The organism is Nocardia sp. NPDC019219 (genome assembly GCF_040632645.1).
Taxonomy (GTDB): Bacteria; Actinomycetota; Actinomycetes; order Mycobacteriales; family Mycobacteriaceae; genus Nocardia; species Nocardia sputorum.
The window spans coordinates 36035-53283 of the sequence record NZ_JBEYCG010000018.1 but is presented as its reverse complement, the minus strand read 5'-3'; the positions used below and the strand labels follow the sequence as shown (position 1 = coordinate 53283).

Below are 17249 nucleotides of genomic sequence, written 5' to 3'. Positions count from 1 at the left end.
GTGGTGGTCGCTGACGCTCAGTTGCCGAGCTTCTTGTAGAAAGCGCCGGCGATCGGAGCGGTGACCGCGCGTGGGCCGTATTGCCCCGCCACGCTCATTCCCTTGCTGATCAGGCCGGGGACCACGCGCATCTTGTTGCGGGCGAGCGCGTCGATGGAGACCTTGGCGGTGTATTCCGAGGAGACCCACATGAAGTCGGGCACCATCCGGTCGACGATGGACGCTTCGGCAGGATCGGGAGTATCGGTGCGGACCGGTCCGGGCGCCAACAGCGTGACGTGCACGCCCGAGCCTTTCAGCTCGCCGCGCAGCGATTCGGAGAAGGTGTTGGCGAACGCCTTGCTCGCGGCGTAGGTGGCGTTGTTCGGGATCGGCATGTTGCCCGCGGCCGACCCGCTGATCAAGATGCCGCCGCCGCGCCGGGCGAGCATGCCGGGCAGCACGGCCAGGGTCAGATCGTGCACGGCGACGGCGTTGAGCTCCATCTGCGCGCGCTCGTAGGCCGGGTCGAGTTCCGCGACCGCGCCGAAGGTCGCGATGCCCGCGTTGTTGCACAGCACGGCGATGTCGCGGCTCGCCAGTTCGTCCACCAGCACACCGCGCTGCTCGCGGTCGGCCAGGTCGACCGGGCGCACCTCGGCGGTGATGCCGTGGGCCAGGGTCAGCCGCTGCGCGAGCTCGGTGAGCAGCTCCTCGCGGCGGGCGACCAGGATCAGCGAGTAGCCGCGGGCGGCGAGTTCGGCGGCGAGCGCGGTACCGATGCCGGAGGAGGCGCCGGTGACGACCGCGCGGTTCTCGGAGGTGGGGGAGGGCAGGCTCACCCGGTGCAGCCTAGGCGATCCGGCGCGGTGGCCCGCCGCACGATCCCCGGCGAAGTCTCCGCGCCGCCCGATCACAGCCGGGCGGCGAGCCGGGTGCCCTGGTCGATGGCCCGTTTGGCGTCGAGTTCGGCGGCGAGTTCGGCGCCGCCGATGAGATGCAGGCTGACCCCCGCCGCGCGCAGCGGGGCCTCCAGGTCGCGCACGGATTCCTGGCCGGCGCAGACGACGATGTTGTCGACGGGAATCAGCTGGGGCCGTTGCCGTTTCTCGCCGAAGCTGATGTGCAGGCCGTTGTCGTCGATGCGTTCGTAGTTGACGCCGCCGAGCTGCTCGACGCCCTTGGCCTTCAGCGCGGCGCGGTGCACCCAGCCGGAGGTCTTGCCCAGGTCCTTGCCGAACGGAGTCGTCTTGCGTTGCAGCAGAACGACTTCCCGCGCCGCGGGAGCGGGTCTGGGCGCGGTGAGCTGCCCGGGGACCTGCTCGTCGTCGGAGGTGACGCCCCACTCTTCCTTCCACTCGTCCAGCTTGAGCGTGGGATGGCCTTCCACGGTCAGGAATTCGGTGACGTCGTAGCCGATGCCGCCCGCGCCGATCACCGCGACGCGCTTGCCGACCGGCCTCTCCTCCCGGACCAGCTGCGCGTAGGACAGCACCATGGGGTGATCGATACCGGGGATGTCGGGGATGCGCGGCTGCACGCCGGTGGCCAGCACCACCTCGTCGTAGCCTCCGGCGATGAGTTCGTCCGCGCCGACCCGCTTGTTCAGATGCACTGTGACGCCGGTGCGCTCGAGCATCCGGTTGTAGTAGCGGATCGACTCGCTGAACTCCTCCTTGCCCGGGATGCGGCGGGCGATGTCGAACTGGCCGCCGATCTTGTCGTCGGCCTCGAACAGGTCGACGCGGTGGCCGCGTTCGGCGAGGTTCACCGCCGCCGAGAGACCGGCCGGGCCCGCGCCGACCACCGCGATGCGCTTGCTCCGGCGGGTCGGCAGCAGCTTCAGTTCGGTCTCGTGACCCGCGCGCGGGTTGAGCAGGCACGACACGGTCTTGTGCTGGAAGGCGTGGTCGAGGCACGCCTGGTTGCAGGCGATGCAGGTGTTGATCTCGTCGACGCGGTCCTGCGCGGCCTTGTTCACCCACTCCGGATCGGACAGGAACGGACGCGCCAGCGAAACGAGGTGGGCGTCACCGCGAGTCAGGATCTCCTCGGCCACCTCCGGCATGTTGATCCGATTGGACGCGCAGACCGGTATGCCCACCCGCGCGGTGATCTTCGCGGTGAACTCGACGAAGGCGGCGCGGGGCACCGAGGTCACGATGGTGGGCACGCGCGCCTCGTGCCAGCCGATGTCGGTGTTCAGGATGTTCACCCCGGCGGCTTCGAGTTCTTGTGCCAGCGCGACGATCTCGTCGAAGGTCTGCCCCTTCTCCACCAGCTCGGCCATGGACAGCCGGAACACGATGATGAAGTCCGGGCCGACGGCGGCGCGGGTGCGGCGCACGATCTCGACCGCGATCCGGCGCCGGTTCTCCGGCGATCCGCCCCACGCGTCGGTGCGCTTGTTGGTGCGCGGCGCGAGGAACTGGTTGATGAAATAGCCTTCGCCGCCCATGATCTCGCAGCCGTCGTATCCGGCGAACTGAGCGAGTTTCGCGCAGCGGGCGTAATCGTCGATGGTGCGCTCGATGCCCTTGGCCGACAGAGCGCGCGGCCGGAACGGGTTGATGGGCGCCTTGATCGATGACGCCGACACGCTGCCCGGCATGTAGGAGTAGCGGCCCGCGTGCAGGATCTGGATGGCGATCTTGCCGCCATGGGCGTGCACCGCTTTCGTGATCGTGCGATGCCGGTACGCCTCGGTTTTGTTGGTCAGCTTGGCGCCGAACGGCAGCAGCCAGCCCGCGCGATTGGGCGCGTAGCCGCCGGTGATGATCAGGCCCGCGCCGCCGCGTGCGCGTTCGGCGAAATAGGCGGCCAGTTTGTTGGTGTCCCAGGCGCGGTCCTCCAGCCCGGTGTGCATCGACCCCATGACCACTCGATTGCGCAAGGTCGTGAAGCCGAGATCGAGCGGCTCGAACAGATGGGGGAAGGAGCTCATGGGTGAGGTCGCCTTTCTCCGTCAACCGCGTGCGGGGCTGATGCGCGCGGGTGCAGTGCTTGCAGAACTTCGTCGCACCATTCGACGAACCCCGACTCCACGCGAATGCCCGCGCGCAGGACGAGGTACTGGTGCAGGGCTGTCCCGCCGAGCCGGTCGGGGGCGGGGAAGTCGCGTTTCTCGATGTGCCGGTACAGCTCGAGGCGCTGGGCGTGCTGGTCGCGATGGCGGGCCACTTCGGCGCGCAAAGCGGTGATGTCTCCGTACGCGGCCGCGCGGATCTTCACCGCGAGCTCGTTGCGCGGGGTGCCCGAATCGCTCGGTGCGGCGATCCAGCGCGCGAGTTCGGCGCGGCCGGCCTCGCTCACCGAGTACACCTTCTTGTCCGGCCTGCCTTCCTGCGCCACTGATTCACCGTCGACCCAGCCGGATTCCTCCATGCGTTTGAGGACGCGATAGATCTGCTGGTGGGTCGCGCTCCAGAAGTAGCCGATGGACTTGTCGAAGCGGCGCGCCAGCTCGTACCCCGAGCCGGCGCGCTCGGTAAGCGATACCAGCAACGCATGCTCGAGTGCCATGCGGTGAGGATAGCCGTGACATCCGGTACTATGCAACTAGGTGCATAGCAGGCCCTGCGTGAACCAGGGTCCGTTGCGATTTCCGCCGCACTCGCGACGGTCGCGCGCATTAAGCTGCGCGGCATGACCGAGGTGAACGCCCGGGCGACAGTAGGACAGGCCGCCGGGCGCGGGCAGGTGGTGGCGTGGGGGCTGTGGGACTGGGGGTCTTCGGCATTCAACGCCGTGATTCTCACGTTCGTGTTCTCGGTGTACCTCACCGACAAAGTCGGCGACGACCTACCCGGCGACGTCTCCGCCAGCGCGTGGCTGGGGTGGGCCTTGGGCCTCGCGGGCCTGATCGTCGCGTTGACCGCGCCGATCAGCGGACAGCGGTTCGACGCGTCCGCGAAGCGCAAACGCTCCCTCGGCGCGCTGACCGCGCTCACCATCGCGGCGATGACGCTGATGTTCTTCGTGCACGACGACTATCGCGACCTGTGGCTCGGTCTGGTGCTGCTGGCGTTCGCGTCGGCCTGCTTCGAGCTGGCCAATGTGCCCTACAACGCGATGCTGCGGCAGGTCTCCACGCCCGCGACGGTCGGCCGGGTCTCCGGATTCGGCTGGGCCATGGGCTATTTCGGCGGCATCTTCCTGCTGCTCATCTGCTACTTCGGCTTCATCGCGGGAGAGGGCGACAATCGCGGATTGCTCGGCGTGCCCACCGACCAGGGACTGAACATCCGCTTGGTCGCCGTGCTGGCCGCCGTCTGGTTCGCCGCGTTCGCGTTGCCGGTGCTGTTCGCGGTCCCGGAACTGCCGCGCACCGGCGCCGATCCCGGCGCGGCGAGCGCCGGATTCCTCGGCTCGTACCGGGTGCTGTGGCGGGACCTGCGCGAGCTGGGGCGCATCGACCCGCGCACGGTCGGGTTCCTGGTGGCCAGCGCAGTGTTCCGGGACGGTCTCGCCGGAGTGTTCACCTTCGGCGCGGTGCTCGCCGTGCGCGTCTACGGCATCGCCGACTCCGATGTGCTGCTGTTCGGCATAGCGGCCAATGTCGTCGCGGCGCTGGGCGCGATCGTCGCGGGGCGTTTCGACGACCGGAACGGCCCGAAGGTCGTCATCGTGGTGTCGCTGTCGGCGATGCTGGTGTGCGGGCTGGCGCTGCTCGTGGTGTCCGGACCGCTGATGTTCTGGATCTTCGGGTTGTTGCTCACCGTTTTCGTCGGTCCCGCGCAGGCGGCGGCGCGGTCGTTCCTGGCCCGCCTCGCGCCGCCGGGCCGTGAGGGTCAGCTGTTCGGCTTGTACACGACCACCGGGCGCGCGGTGTCTTTCCTCGCGCCGAGCCTGTTCGGCGCGTTCGTCTGGCTGTTCGACGCCGACCGCGCGGGCATCGCGGGCCTGCTGATCGTGCTCGCGGCGGGATTGGCGATGCTGCTGCCGCTGCGGTCGCCGGAACCGGTCGCCGTCGTCCGTGGCGACGCCGAGGGGCCCCGCCCGGCCGAGTGAGGCGCGCACGCGGCCCGGATCAGCGCCGCCCGGGTGGCCGCCAGCCGCCCATGCCGAGGGCGATCAATCGCATCTGCTGGACGGTGCGGTCGATGATCGCCTGTGCGTCGCGCGGCGCGGCCGACACATAGGCGGCGATTCCGTCGGTCACCGTGGTGACCATGAGATCGGCGGCGATCTCGAGGTCGCGCGGCGTCCAGGAGTCCAGGGCCCGGATCCGGGACAGATCGGCGACGAGCTCGCGCACGATCAGCTGGATCTCCCTGGCGATGGCCGTGCGCAGCGCCGCGGACCCGCCGTGGCGCTCCCTGGTGAGGAAGCCGAACAGCTCACGCTTGGGGCCCACCTGTGCGAATACGAAGCGCACCGTGTCCGACAGGCTCGCGTCCGCGTTGCGGCGGACCTCGCGCAGCGCCAGTCGCAGCGCGGTGACGCCGTCGTCGACCAAGGTGGCGCCGAGGTCCTCCAGCGACGCGAAGTGCCGGTAGAACGCCGTCGGCACGATGCCGGCCGAGCGCGCGATCTCACGCAGGCTGAGCGCGGCGAATCCGCGCTCGGCGGCCAGCGCGAGGGTGCCGTCCAGGAGTGCCTGCCTGGTCCGCTCCTTGCGCTCGCCTCGGGTAGCTGCCTGCTCATTCATCCCGGTGAGCATACATCCGTTCACCATTTGACCTATCCGTAGATGTAGTTCGAGTCACATGTTTCGCCGGTTGACACCTGGCCCGGGTCATCGGTCACACTAGTTGAGTGTACAGACGTGCACTGAAAACAGGTCGCACGTCGTCAGCCCGACAAGAGGCACGGAGAACTAATGGTGGATCTCATCAACCTGGTGCAGACCCTGACCTCGCCACACCCGCTGGACCGGTATCTGGAGCTGGTCCGCCCCACCCTCACGGTGCGGGACATGCGGGCCGAAATCACGCACGTCCGCCGCTCGGCGCCGGGTTCGGTCACGCTCACGCTGCGCCCGACCCGGCAGTGGAAGGGCCACGCCGCCGGGCAATACGTCCAGATCGGCGTGGTGATCGACGGTGTGCGGCACACGCGGTGCTATTCGCCGGTCAATCCGGAAGGCAGGCGGGATCGCCACATCCAGCTGACCGTGAAAGCGCATCCGGGCGGCCTGGTCTCGCAGTACCTGTACCACCACGCCACCGCGGGCATGGTGGTCGACCTGACGCCCGCCGACGGCGTGTTCCGGTTGCCCGCGCCGCGGCCGCAGCGTTTGCTGCTGATCAGCGGGGGCAGCGGCATCACGCCGGTGCTGTCCATGCTGCGCACGCTCGCCGCGGAGGACCATCCGGGGGAGGTCGTGTTCCTGCACTACGCGAAGTCGCCCGCGGTGCTCCCGCACCGAGCGGAACTGGACGCGATCGCCCAGCGGCACCCGAACTTTCGCATCGAGCTGCGTTATCCGCACCGCACCCGCGACGTGACGGGCGTGGATCCCGCCGCGCCGTGGGTCGACCTGCACCAGCCGAAGGGCAGCGGATACTTCGACTACGACGAACTGGAGCGCGTCGCGCCGTGGTTCGCCGACGCGCAGACCTACGTCTGCGGTCCGCAGTCGCTGATGGACGCGGTGCGCACGATCTATCAGGCCGAGCAGCTGGAGGACCGGCTGCACACCGAGGAGTTCACACTCTCGCTCGCCCCGGCCGACGCCGCGGACGCGCAGGGCACCGTCGACTTCTCGGCCAGTGGCGTGAGCGCGCCGAACAACGGCGCGACGCTGCTCGAACAGGCCGAATCCGCCGGGCTCAGTCCCGAGTACGGCTGCCGCATGGGGATCTGTTTCTCCTGCACCGCAGTGCGCCGCTCCGGGTGCACGCGCAATCTGCGCACCGGCGAGACCGACAGCGACCCCGACCAGCCGATCCAGCTGTGCATCAGCGCGCCGGTCGGCGACGTCGAGATCGACATCTGAAGAACGAAGGGGAGCCAATCATGACCATCCTGACCGAAACCGAGCACGGACCGCTGGTCCTGAGCCCGGACCAGATCGACGAACTCGGCCGCGAACTCGACGAGCTGCGCGCCGCGATCGTCGCCGACCTCGGCGAGCGCGACCGGGAATACCTGTACTCGATCATCAAGGCGCAGCGCGGCTTCGAGATCGCCGGCCGCGGCCTGATGTATCTCGGCTTCCTTCCGCCGTTCTGGCTGGCCGCGGTGGCCGCGCTGAGTGTGTCGAAGATCCTGGACAACATGGAGATCGGCCACAACGTGATGCACGGCCAGTACGACTGGATGCGCGAGCCCGGCCTGAACTCCCGGGTATTCGAGTGGGACACGGTCTGCCCGGCCGATCAGTGGAAGCACTCGCACAACTACCTCCACCACACCTACACCAACATCCACAACAAGGACCGCGACATCGGCTACTCCATCCTGCGCATGGACGAGGCCCAGGAGTGGAACGTGCTGCGGCTCGGGCAGCCGCTGTACGCCTTCGTGCTCATGCTGCTGTTCGAGTGGGGCGTGATGGGCCACGACCTGGAAGTCGAGAACATCCTGGCGGGCAAGAAGAAGTGGCCGGAGGTCAAGAAGCTGCTGCTCGGCCAGTGGCGCAAGGCGGGCAAGCAGGTGCTCAAGGACTACCTGGTGTTCCCCGCGCTCACCGGACCGCTGTTCTTCCACACCCTGGCGGGTAACGCCACCGCCAACCTGGTGCGCAATGTGTGGGCCTTCGCCATCATCTTCTGCGGTCACTTCCCGGCCGGCGTACAGACGTTCACCGAGGAAGAGACCGAGAACGAGACCCGCGGCGAGTGGTACATCCGGCAGATGCTCGGCTCGGCCAACATCACCGGGAGCAAGCTGTTCCACATCATGTCCGGGAATTTGTCGCACCAGATCGAACACCACCTGTTTCCGGACCTGCCCGCGAGCCGTTATCCGGAGATGGCGCCGACCGTGCGCGCATTGTGCGAAAAGTACGGCTTGCCGTACAACACCGGCCCGCTCGGTAAGCAGATCGGCTCGGTGTGGAAGAAGATTTTCAAGCTGGCACTGCCGCCGCGCTGGGTCGAGAGCGAGCCGTCTCCCGGTGTTATCGTGATGCGACAGCGGAAGGCTAGCGAAGCGGGCGTGTGAATGATCGGGAAATTCGAAAGCAACAAAGACCTCATTCAGGAATTGACGTCCTCCGGCGCCCGGCATGTCGGCAATATCGCCAACATCATCACGGGCACCGTCGCCGAAGTCACCCGGGAGATCGGTGAGTGGATCACCGACGCGATCGAGATGAACGAGGCGGCGGCCGCGGCGCGCCGGGACGCGGCGGCGCAGCGCGATCTCGATCGTGACCTCGGCGACGAGGCCGAGGTCCCGGTCACGAAGCCGCAGGCGGATACGAAACCGCAGGCAGCGGGGACGGAGAGTTTCCTGGACGCCGAGGTCGTCGAACCCGAGGTCGACGAGCCGCGCTGATCACCACACCGGCAGCCTGCGCCGATGCGCGATGACGTCGGTGATCAGATCCTGGTAGCCGTCGATCAGCTCGGCCAGCCTGGTCCACTGCAGGTGGGCCGCGTCGCCCGCCTGCGCGGGCTGCGGCCCCGCCGTGACCTCGTCGCCCAAAGTGTGACGAGCCGCAACCCATTTCGCGGCGATTCGATCGATGACCGCGCCGAGGGTCTCGGTATGCAGGGATGCGCCCTCCCGGTGCTGCACGTTGGCCGCGACCCAGGCGTCGATCCGTCCGATCCATTCGGCACGGCAGCCGTCGATGTCCTCCACTTGCTGGCTGCACGCCGCGACGCTGGTGCTGGACGCCCCCGGCGCGTGCGCTCGCGTCAGCGTGCGCTGCCGCCGCTCGTGGCAGTCGACGAGCTGCCGCGCGGCGTGCAGCACGCTGTGGCGGTGCTGGTTCTCACCGGGCTCGCGGATCGCGCGCAGCAGTGCGGCGGGCGGTGGTAGCTCTTCGGTTCCGAAACTGCGCTGAGCGTATTCGGTGGGCATGGGCGTACCTCTGCGACCTGACGACTCCGTGGATACGCCAGGGCCGAGGGGGATTTCGGGGAGGGGCGCCCCTCGGCTCCGGCGCAGTCCCGCAACCGGATGTCGTCCCACGGTCCACCAGCACGGCAGAGAAACCGGGAAATCCGCGACGATGCGAGAGAAGACGTCCGAGAAAATCGGGACACTTTCAGGAAAGCGCGGTAGCCGAATCCGCGCAACACTCTGCTCTGCGAATCCGGGAGCTGCCGGGAAATCGTTATGTTCCGTTACGGATCGGTCAACCGGCGCGGTTCGTCGCCCGGCGTTCTCCCATTCCTCGAGCGCATGAGCAGCAACTGATTCGCCGCGAGCGCTGCGCGCTGCCGCCCGATCCGCTAGCCTCGGTGTTCGTGCCCGCCTATGTGTCATCGCCCGAGTTGACATTCGGCTTCATGTTCGCGCTGGAAGACCCCGAGCGAATCGCAGAGGTCGTGCGCAATCTGATCGTCCGCAAAACCGTCTCGGTCTTTCGTCTCGCCAGGCTGTCGGACGACGACGGCCCGCCGGAGCGCTACGTGGTCAACTGGGCGGTCATCCCGCAGATCTCGATCACCACCGCCGCGCCGGATCACGAGGAGTTGCGGGCCACCCGCACCATGCTGGTCAACGCCTTCCTGAGCGAAGACGGCGAGGTCAGCCTGTATTCGGCGCAGTCGAGCGGGCCTGCCTGACCGGGCCGCCCCGGATGGCACGCATCCGGGACGGCCGCACTGCTCAGCCGACCGGGACCGGCGCGTCGAGTCGTCCGGACCGGGCGAGCGCGAACAGCCCCGCCGCCGCGGCCGCGCCGACGGCGACGAGTACCGCCCACGCCAGCGCGCTCATCCCGGCTTCGCGCGTGGCGTCCAGCAGCGCTCCGATGCCGAGGTTCCCGAGCAGAATGCCGATGCCGACAATGGTGTTGTAGAGGCCGTAGTGCGTCGCCACCAGGCGGTTGCCCGACAGCGCGACCACCGTGTCCATCTCGAACGGAAACACCGCTGCGGCACCGATTCCCAGCGCCGCGGCGGTCAGCAGTAGTGCGCCGATCGCAGGCCAGACGCCGAAGCGGGTGCCCGGAATCGCTACCAGTGGCGCGAACGCCGACGCGAGGATCGCCAGCCCGGCCACCAGGCTGTGCGCGCGTCCCCATCGCCGGCCGAACCACCGGGTGATGCGCAGCTGCCCGGCGATCGCGATCAGTCCGGACAGGACGAAGACCGTCGTCATCAGCACGGTCGCCGAGTCGCCCGCGATCCGCGCGGCGTGCACGGGCAACGCCAGGTAGACCTGGAAGGCCAGCACCGAGGAGCCGATCATCGCCGCGGCGAACAGCAGGAACGGGCGGTTGGCCAGCACGACCCGCCAATCGTCCAGCACCGAGCCGGTTTTCGGCTCGCCCGCGTGCTGCGGGAGCGCGCGTAACTGGGCCAGCGTCAGCACGCCGAACACCACCGCGGCGCCGGTGGCGGTCGCGCGAAAGTCGACGGCCATCAGCGCGAGCCCGACGATCGGGCCGACCAGGATGCCAGCCTGGTAGAAGACGTTGAACACGGCGAACGCCTCCACCCGCCGGTCGCCGGAGTCCGCCGCGAGATACGCGCGCACCGCGGGGTTGAACAGCGCACCCGCGAAACCGGTCGCCGCCGACGCGACCAGCAGCGCCGGCAGCGTCTCCGCGACCGCGAGCAGCGCGAAACCGCCCGTGCGCAGCAGGCATCCGGCCACGATGAGCGGTTTGTAGCCGAGCCGATCGGCCAGCGTGCCGCCGAGCAGGAACATGCCTTGCTGGGCGAAGTTGCGGATGCCGAGCACCAGCCCCACCGCCCACGCGGCCAGCCCGAGCGGGCCGGCCAGGTACCCGGCCAGGTAGGGCATCAGCATGTAGAACCCGGTGTTGATGGCGAACTGATTGACCATCAGCATGCGGCTGGGACGATCGAAGCCGCGGAAGGCGGCGATCAGGTCGGTCATCGCGTCCCCTCCTCGCGTGCGCCGCCACGGGGATCGATGACCGTGGCGCACCGGGTCCAGGACTCCGCGACGGCGTCGCCCGGATGCGCGATGTGGCGCGGCGCGGCGGGCGGGGCGGCGCCGAGCAAGCCGTGCGCACGGCAGTACTCGTCGTTGTACACGGTGTCGAAGTAGCGCAGCGGACCGTCGGGGAAGACCGCGGCGATTCGCGTGACCGGGTCGCTGGTGCGGGCCAGCCAGCCCGCGACCAGGGCGACCGCGCCGACGCTCCAGCCGCCTGCGGCGTGGTGGGTCGCGGCGAGCCTGCGGCAGGCCCACACCGCCTCCGCCGGCGCGACCCAGTGGACCTCGTCGAACGCCGGATAGTCGACGTTGTCCGGGTGGATACTCGACCCCAGCCCGCGCATCAGTCGCGGGCCCGCAGGCTGCCCGAAGATCGTGGACGCCACGGTGTCGACGCCCACCAAGCGCAGGTGCGGGAAATACCGGCGCAGCGTGCGGCTGATCCCCGCGGAATGCCCACCCGTGCCGACCGAGCAGACCAGGACGTCGATCCGTCCCAGCTGGGCGACCAGCTCGAGCGCCAGGGTCTCGTAGGCGTCGCGGTTGTCGGGGTTGCGGTACTGGTCGGGGCACCACGCTCGCGGGTCCCGGGCCAGCAGTTCGGCGACGCGGTCGCGCCGCGCCTGCTGCCAGCCGCCGGTGGAGTGCGGCTCGGTGACCAGCTCCAGCCGCGCGCCGTAGGCGGCGAGCATGCGGCGCATGAGCGGCTCCAGGCCGGGGTCGGTGACCAGCGTGACCGGGTGGTGATACACCATGCCCGCCAGCGCCAAGCCCAAACCGAGGGTGCCGCTGGTCGATTCGATGATCGGAGCGCCCGGTGCGAGGTCGCCGCGGGCCCTGGCGCGCTCGACCATGTGCAACGCGGGCCGGTCCTTCATCCCGCCGGGGTTGGCGCCTTCGAGCTTGGCCCAGAAGCCGCGGCCGTCCGGTCGCGTTGTGCTGTCGAGTGGTTCGGTGATCCAGAGCACCGGCGTGTTGCCCACCATGGTGTCCGGACGCGGGCAGCGCTGAGCGGCGGTCAGGAGACTCGCCGGGCTCACGAGCGGAGCCGGGGTAGCCGGTTCGCGCGGAGCGGGTTCGGGCACAGCCGGGTTCTGCAGCGCAGAAGTCATGAGGAATCGTCGATTCTGTGCGGTCGCTGGGTACAGCGACGGTGTGAGTGCGGACGTCGCACGAACACCGGCCGGGCCCCGGCAGGCTCCGGCCTGACGCTGACCGATCAGTTCCGATCGATGCCGAATCGCGTGAGTTTGTCTCTGCCCGGCCACACCGGGAGGGCCGCGACCGGAGGCGCCCGCACGCCGCCGCCGAGCCAGGCCGCGGGCGCCGCCAGGAACAGCGGCACCGCGGCGACCAGAAGCAGCACCAGCAGCGCGGCAGCGCGCGGCAGGGCGGCGAGCACCATGTCGGCGGGTACGTGCCGGTCCGGCTCGGCGGCGTGCTGATGGCGGTCGAGGAGGATCGCCGGAGCGGCGGGGGAGGCCATGACGGGACCGGACGCTTCGATGTGCGCGTGCGGCGCGACGGCATGGGTGAAGACGTGGCACTGCGGCACCGCCATGGCGACCACCCAGACGGTGTACGCGAGAGCCACGAGCACCCGGGCAACCGGTAGTCGCAGCGCGCCGAACGTCACGGTTCCCGATGGTACAAGTCCGGCACCGGCACGATCGGCCGGTGTGCGCGGCAGCGCGGTCGATTCGATTGCGGCTCAAGCCCGGCCGTGCGCCACAGCCACCCTCCTCGAACCCTGTTCGTTGGCGTGTCGGTATCAGATGGTGCCGTTCTCGAACGGCCGAATACGGGACAATCAGGACACCTACTGGTTGTGGCTTGGATCACAGCAACCGTAAGGAGCATCGCTCATGGAACTCGAGAAGCCCGTCGTCCCGTCCGACCCCATTCGCGTGCGCGGCGATCTGGATCCCGCGCTGTCGCGGTGGTTGTGGCTGGTGAAGTGGCTATTGGCGATACCGCACTACATCGTGCTGCTCTTCCTGCACATCGCCTACGCGGTGCTCACGGTCGTCGCCTTCTTCGCGATCCTGATCACCGGCAAGTACCCGCGGGGGCTGTTCGACTTCAATGTCGGCGTCATGCGCTGGGGATGGCGGGTGACCTTCTACGCCTTGTCGGTACTCGGCACCGACAAGTACCCGCCGTTCAGTCTGCGGGCGAACGCCGACTACCCGGCCGACTTGGAGATCGACTACCCGGAGACGTTGCATCGCGGCCTGGTACTGGTGAAGTGGTGGCTGCTGGCCATTCCGCACTACCTCATCGTCGGCGCGGTGGTGAGCGGCGGCGTCGCGTTCGCGGGCGGCGACGGTGACGACTGGGGCGGCGCCTCCATTTCGCTGCTCGGCGTCCTCCTGCTCGTCGCGCTGGTCGCGTTGCTGGTCACGGCGCGTTACCCGCAGGGCCTCTACGACTTCGTGATGGGCGTCAATCGCTGGATCATCCGCGTGCAGGCCTACGCCGGTTTGATGCGGGACGAGTACCCGCCTTTCCGGCTCGACCAGGGCGCTCGCGAGTCCGACTGAACTCGATATTTGCCGGATCCGCCCGCCCTGTCAGCGGGCGGATTCGCGCGCTCGGGGCCGGAAAGGGTTCGGCGCTGTTTCCGGAAAAGGCCACACCCGGCAGGCATCGGTGTTAGAAACACTGTCACTTCAGATTTTGGAGCGCTCGCGCACGACGAGTAAGGATCGCCATGACCGTCGCCGAGATGACTGTTTTCGAAACACTCGAATCGAACGTGCGCGGGTACTGTCGCTGTTGGCCCGCCGTCTTCGACACCGCCAGCGGCGCGTGGTTACGCGACGAGAACGGCAAGGAATACCTGGACTTCTTCGCGGGCGCGGGCTCGCTCAACTACGGCCACAACAATCCGGTGCTCAAACGCGCACTCCTGGACTACATCGCCGAGGACGGCATCACCCACGGGCTCGACATGTCCACCGTCGCCAAGCGGCGGCTGCTCGAAGCGTTGCGCGACAATGTCTTCGTCCCCCGCAGCCTGGACTACAAGGTCCAGTTCCCGGGACCGACCGGAGCGAACGCGGTGGAGGCAGCGTTGAAGCTCGCCCGCAAGGTCACCGGGCGGCAGACCGTGCTGAGCTTCACCAACGCCTTCCACGGGATGTCGCTCGGCGCGCTGGCCGTCACCGGGAACGCCGCCAAGCGGTCGGGCGCCGGGGTGCCGCTCGGGCATGCCATGCCGATGCCCTACGACGGCTACCTCGGGATCGCCGACGACCTGCTGTGGATGCGCAAGGCGCTCGACGACCCGTCGTCGGGTTTGGATCTACCGGCCGCGGTGATCGTGGAGACGGTGCAGGGCGAAGGGGGCATCAATGTCGCCCGCGCGGAATGGCTGCGTGGGCTGGCCGAGTTGTGTTCGTCCCGGGGGATCCTGCTGATCGTCGACGATGTCCAGATGGGCTGCGGCCGCACCGGGCCGTTCTTCTCCTTCGAGGTCGCCGGCGTTGTGCCCGACATCGTGACGTTGTCGAAATCGATCGGCGGCTACGGCCTGCCGATGGCGCTGGTGCTGTTCGGGCCGGAGCTCGATCAGTGGGCGCCGGGCGAGCACAACGGCACCTTCCGAGGCAACAACGCGGCTTTCGTCACCGGACGAGTAGCGCTGGAACATTATTGGTCGGATTCCGCGCTGGAGGCCGCGACCGCTGCCAAGGGTGAGCGGATCGCGCGGGCCCTGAGCGAGCTGACCGCGGCCTTCCCCGGTGTCTCTGCTCGTGGACGTGGCCTGGTCCACGGCGTCGTCTTCGAGGACGCATCGCTGGGGGAGAAGGTCGCGCAGGCCGCCTTCGACCGCGGTCTGCTGGTGGAGACCTCCGGATCGGCCGATGAGGTGGTCAAACTGATGCCGCCCCTGACGATCGCCGAGGACGAGATCGACCACGGCATCCGGCTGCTGGCCGGAGCCATGGAGACGATCTGCACGTGAACGCTGGTCGAACGTGTTGCCGAACCATCCTGGCCGCCATCGTCCGCTGACCGACGACATCGGCTCCTCGCCCGTGAGGGCCCAGCGGCGGGAATGTCGACAGGGGAGCCCGGGGGATTCGGGGTTATCGGGCCGTCGGCGGTGATCGAAACTCGGTTCGATTTGGGACAACCTTCGGCGCGCCGTCCGCAGCGGCGGTGCCGGGTCGGGGGTATGCGTCGGTGGAGCAGCAGCCGGCGCCGGCGCTAGCCTGTCAGTCGATCGGGGTGTCGGTCGGCTGCTGCTCGGGTCTTTTGTCGCAGGCCTGCGGTGGTCGAGGTGGCGGCAACGTGTGGTCTTGCCATAGCTGGTGAATACGCGCATTGCGCCCGGACCCGAAGTGCGAAATCTTCGAAGGTTAGGACATTCGGATCCTGACGAGAACCAATCCAGGCGAATGTGGGAACTGCTCGTGAACTGCTCGCGGTCGATGTCGTGCGTCGGCGCCTCCGGCGGCTTCAGCGCGTTCGCCGTTCCCGGAACGCGGAGAGCGCCGTGACGCGGGCCGGGGATGAGGATCTCGCCGGGTTCACCGAGCGGATCGCGGATGGGCTGCGTGCGGTGGCCCCGTCCGGATGGCAGCGGCTGGAGGCGTGGTTCGCGATGACCGTGGTCGCCGAATCGGCGCTGCTGGTGGTCGACGATGGTTTCCGGTCGTTCCGGTGCCAGGTACCGGATGCGGTGTGGAATGCGGTGCGCCGACACCGGCAGGTGGCGGCAGGGGCCGCCGGCGGGCCGTGGTGGCGGTTGCTGGTGCGCATCGATGCGGACGGTGTAGCGGCCGTCGCCGATCACGGTGCGGTGCCGTTCCCGGGCGAGCAATTGTTCGCACCGGAAGCCTATCTCGCCGACTTGGAACGCTATCCGCGGGATCGGCTGCCGGTTTGGCTGGCGGCCTACCTCGGTCGCGGCGAACGTCGAACACGGTCGCCGCGCGCTGCCGCGGACGCGATGCGTGCGGACCGGCGTGCGGGTTTGCGGGCGGTGGCCGTGGACAACGAACTGCCGGAGCTGGCCGTGTTGTGGGCACGGTGGGCTGTGCTGGCGGCAGCCTTCGTGGCGGTGGGGTCGAAGCAGGGGCCGCGAATCGGTCCGTCGGTGGGAATCTTCGAAGGCGGGGGACGCAGTGGTTCGACGTTGACCCTACTGCCCGGTGACCGGGCTGTGCTGTCGGGTGGTGTGTGGGACGCGCCAGTCCTGGACGCCGCGTACAACGCGGGCGCTGCGATGCCGGATTTGTTCGCGGGAGCGCCGGCGTGGGTGGCCGATCCGGTGCTCAACCCGCGGGCGACAACCGGTCTGCTGTCGTTTTGTTACTGGTGGGAGGCCGGTCGGTGGTATCGGGGTGAGTCCGCGCCGATACCGGAGTGCGCGCCGGCGCTGCCCGCGGTGTGGACGGTCGGCACCGTGGCGGGTGTCGTCGGCAACCTGCTGGACGACCGGTCGAGCGGTACGTCGGCCGCGGCCGAGTTGTTGGTGTCGGCTGCGCAGGCCGGTGCGGTGACCCGCGAGGCCATCGCGCAGGCTTTCGGTGACGCCACCGACATCGATGGCGCGATGTTCCAGTTCGTGCTCGCGGATCTGGCAGCGAACCACGCGGAGGGGATCGGCGAAGCGGATGCGCTCGACCTCGTCCGGGATCACATCCGACGACGGGGTTATGAGACGACGGGATACCCGCTGTCGAGGTTGCGAGCTGATCGCATCAGCGTGGGATGGGTGGTGCGTTCGCCGGTGCCGGACGGCGAAATTGCCCTGGACCGGGCGGTCTTCTATGTCGCCGACGATGGTGTTGTGGAGCGCTCGACCACGTCGGTGCCGTTGTCTGCGTTCGTCACCGGTTTCGAGCGACGGTTCAGGCTGCGCGGGAACGGCCGCAACACGCCGGAGGGGGTCACGACGTGAACCAAGTCCGGTTGGATCCGGACAGCCTGCGAAATCGGGGAGCGCGGCTGGCCGAGCTCGGGGACCGCGTGGGGCAAACCTATGCCAGACTGCGCGATTCCTTGGCGCAGGCTGAAGGCAGTTGGGGCGACGACGATCTGGGTGTCGCGTTCGCCCGTGAGTTCAAGCCGCAGGCCGACAATCTGCTGGCCGGCGTACGGGCCATGGAGGAGAGTCTGCGCGGCACGGCCGCCGGAATAGTGGACGCCGCTAGCCAATTCGAAGCGCACGACAGGTTCGGCGCCAGCCGGGTCGGCACTACAGCCGCCTCCCTGGCCCCGATCGG

16 protein-coding genes are annotated in these 17249 nt (G+C 68.7%); 8 read left to right on the top strand and 8 right to left on the bottom strand.

Going from position 1 to position 17249, the window contains the following annotated elements:
* Positions 1-17: 17 nt before the first annotated feature.
* From cmrA to ABZ552_RS27645, 3 genes are all read right to left on the bottom strand, one after another.
* Positions 18-821, bottom strand: coding sequence for a mycolate reductase (gene cmrA, locus ABZ552_RS27655; RefSeq protein WP_281875060.1), 804 nt, complete (start codon positions 819-821; stop codon positions 18-20).
* 71 nt (positions 822-892) lie between these two features.
* A complete protein-coding gene (locus ABZ552_RS27650) occupies positions 893-2923 on the bottom strand; it encodes an NADPH-dependent 2,4-dienoyl-CoA reductase (protein WP_357440746.1) in 2031 nt (676 codons plus the stop codon).
* Positions 2920-3501, bottom strand: a complete 582-nt coding sequence (locus ABZ552_RS27645; protein WP_281875058.1) for a PadR family transcriptional regulator — start codon at positions 3499-3501, stop codon at positions 2920-2922. The genes ABZ552_RS27650 and ABZ552_RS27645 overlap by 4 nt, the downstream gene beginning before the upstream one ends.
* Before the next feature lie 123 nt (positions 3502-3624).
* Here ABZ552_RS27645 and ABZ552_RS27640 point away from each other — a divergent pair, with 123 nt between their 5' ends.
* The gene (locus tag ABZ552_RS27640; RefSeq protein ID WP_281875057.1) at positions 3625-4989 is read left to right on the top strand and encodes an MFS transporter; all 1365 of its coding nucleotides are present in this window, start codon (positions 3625-3627) and stop codon (positions 4987-4989) included.
* Positions 4990-5008: 19 nt separating this feature from the next.
* Here the strand turns inward: ABZ552_RS27640 and ABZ552_RS27635 are convergent, their stop codons facing one another.
* Complete coding sequence (locus ABZ552_RS27635; protein WP_281875056.1) at positions 5009-5629, bottom strand: TetR family transcriptional regulator; 621 nt, start codon at positions 5627-5629, stop codon at positions 5009-5011.
* Positions 5630-5800: 171 nt separating this feature from the next.
* On the opposite strand from ABZ552_RS27635, the gene ABZ552_RS27630 reads away from it, so the two are divergent.
* The 3 genes from ABZ552_RS27630 to ABZ552_RS27620 are packed head-to-tail and all read left to right on the top strand — an operon-like array spanning position 5801 to position 8424.
* Positions 5801-6919 (top strand): FAD-binding oxidoreductase, encoded by a 1119-nt coding sequence (locus ABZ552_RS27630; protein WP_281916850.1) that lies wholly within the window; start codon positions 5801-5803, stop codon positions 6917-6919.
* A 20-nt stretch (positions 6920-6939) separates the two neighbouring features.
* Positions 6940-8088: an acyl-CoA desaturase gene (locus tag ABZ552_RS27625; protein WP_281875054.1), complete on the top strand. Its 1149-nt coding sequence runs from the start codon at positions 6940-6942 to the stop codon at positions 8086-8088.
* Positions 8089-8424: a hypothetical protein gene (locus ABZ552_RS27620; protein WP_281875053.1), complete on the top strand. Its 336-nt coding sequence runs from the start codon at positions 8089-8091 to the stop codon at positions 8422-8424.
* Here the strand turns inward: ABZ552_RS27620 and ABZ552_RS27615 are convergent, their stop codons facing one another.
* Complete coding sequence (locus tag ABZ552_RS27615) at positions 8425-8955, bottom strand: DUF4254 domain-containing protein (RefSeq protein WP_281875052.1); 531 nt, start codon at positions 8953-8955, stop codon at positions 8425-8427.
* 389 nt (positions 8956-9344) lie between these two features.
* Between ABZ552_RS27615 and ABZ552_RS27610 the strand changes: the two genes are divergently transcribed.
* Positions 9345-9665, top strand: a complete 321-nt coding sequence (locus tag ABZ552_RS27610; RefSeq protein ID WP_281875051.1) for a hypothetical protein — start codon at positions 9345-9347, stop codon at positions 9663-9665.
* A gap of 43 nt (positions 9666-9708) precedes the next feature.
* Here the strand turns inward: ABZ552_RS27610 and ABZ552_RS27605 are convergent, their stop codons facing one another.
* The 3 genes from ABZ552_RS27605 to ABZ552_RS27595 form a co-directional block, all read right to left on the bottom strand.
* Positions 9709-10947 (bottom strand): MFS transporter, encoded by a 1239-nt coding sequence (locus tag ABZ552_RS27605; protein WP_281875050.1) that lies wholly within the window; start codon positions 10945-10947, stop codon positions 9709-9711.
* Positions 10944-11996 (bottom strand): PLP-dependent cysteine synthase family protein, encoded by a 1053-nt coding sequence (locus tag ABZ552_RS27600; protein ID WP_357440930.1) that lies wholly within the window; start codon positions 11994-11996, stop codon positions 10944-10946. The genes ABZ552_RS27605 and ABZ552_RS27600 overlap by 4 nt, the downstream gene beginning before the upstream one ends.
* Positions 11997-12229: 233 nt before the next feature.
* The gene (locus ABZ552_RS27595; RefSeq protein WP_281875049.1) at positions 12230-12646 is read right to left on the bottom strand and encodes a hypothetical protein; all 417 of its coding nucleotides are present in this window, start codon (positions 12644-12646) and stop codon (positions 12230-12232) included.
* Between the two features lie 229 nt (positions 12647-12875).
* On the opposite strand from ABZ552_RS27595, the gene ABZ552_RS27590 reads away from it, so the two are divergent.
* From ABZ552_RS27590 to ABZ552_RS27580, 3 genes are all read left to right on the top strand, one after another.
* Positions 12876-13553 (top strand): DUF4389 domain-containing protein, encoded by a 678-nt coding sequence (locus tag ABZ552_RS27590; protein ID WP_281875048.1) that lies wholly within the window; start codon positions 12876-12878, stop codon positions 13551-13553.
* A 170-nt stretch (positions 13554-13723) separates the two neighbouring features.
* The gene (gene ectB, locus ABZ552_RS27585; RefSeq protein ID WP_357440738.1) at positions 13724-14980 is read left to right on the top strand and encodes a diaminobutyrate--2-oxoglutarate transaminase; all 1257 of its coding nucleotides are present in this window, start codon (positions 13724-13726) and stop codon (positions 14978-14980) included.
* 534 nt (positions 14981-15514) lie between these two features.
* Positions 15515-16924: a hypothetical protein gene (locus ABZ552_RS27580; RefSeq protein WP_357440735.1), complete on the top strand. Its 1410-nt coding sequence runs from the start codon at positions 15515-15517 to the stop codon at positions 16922-16924.
* The last annotated feature ends 325 nt before the right edge of the window (positions 16925-17249 follow it).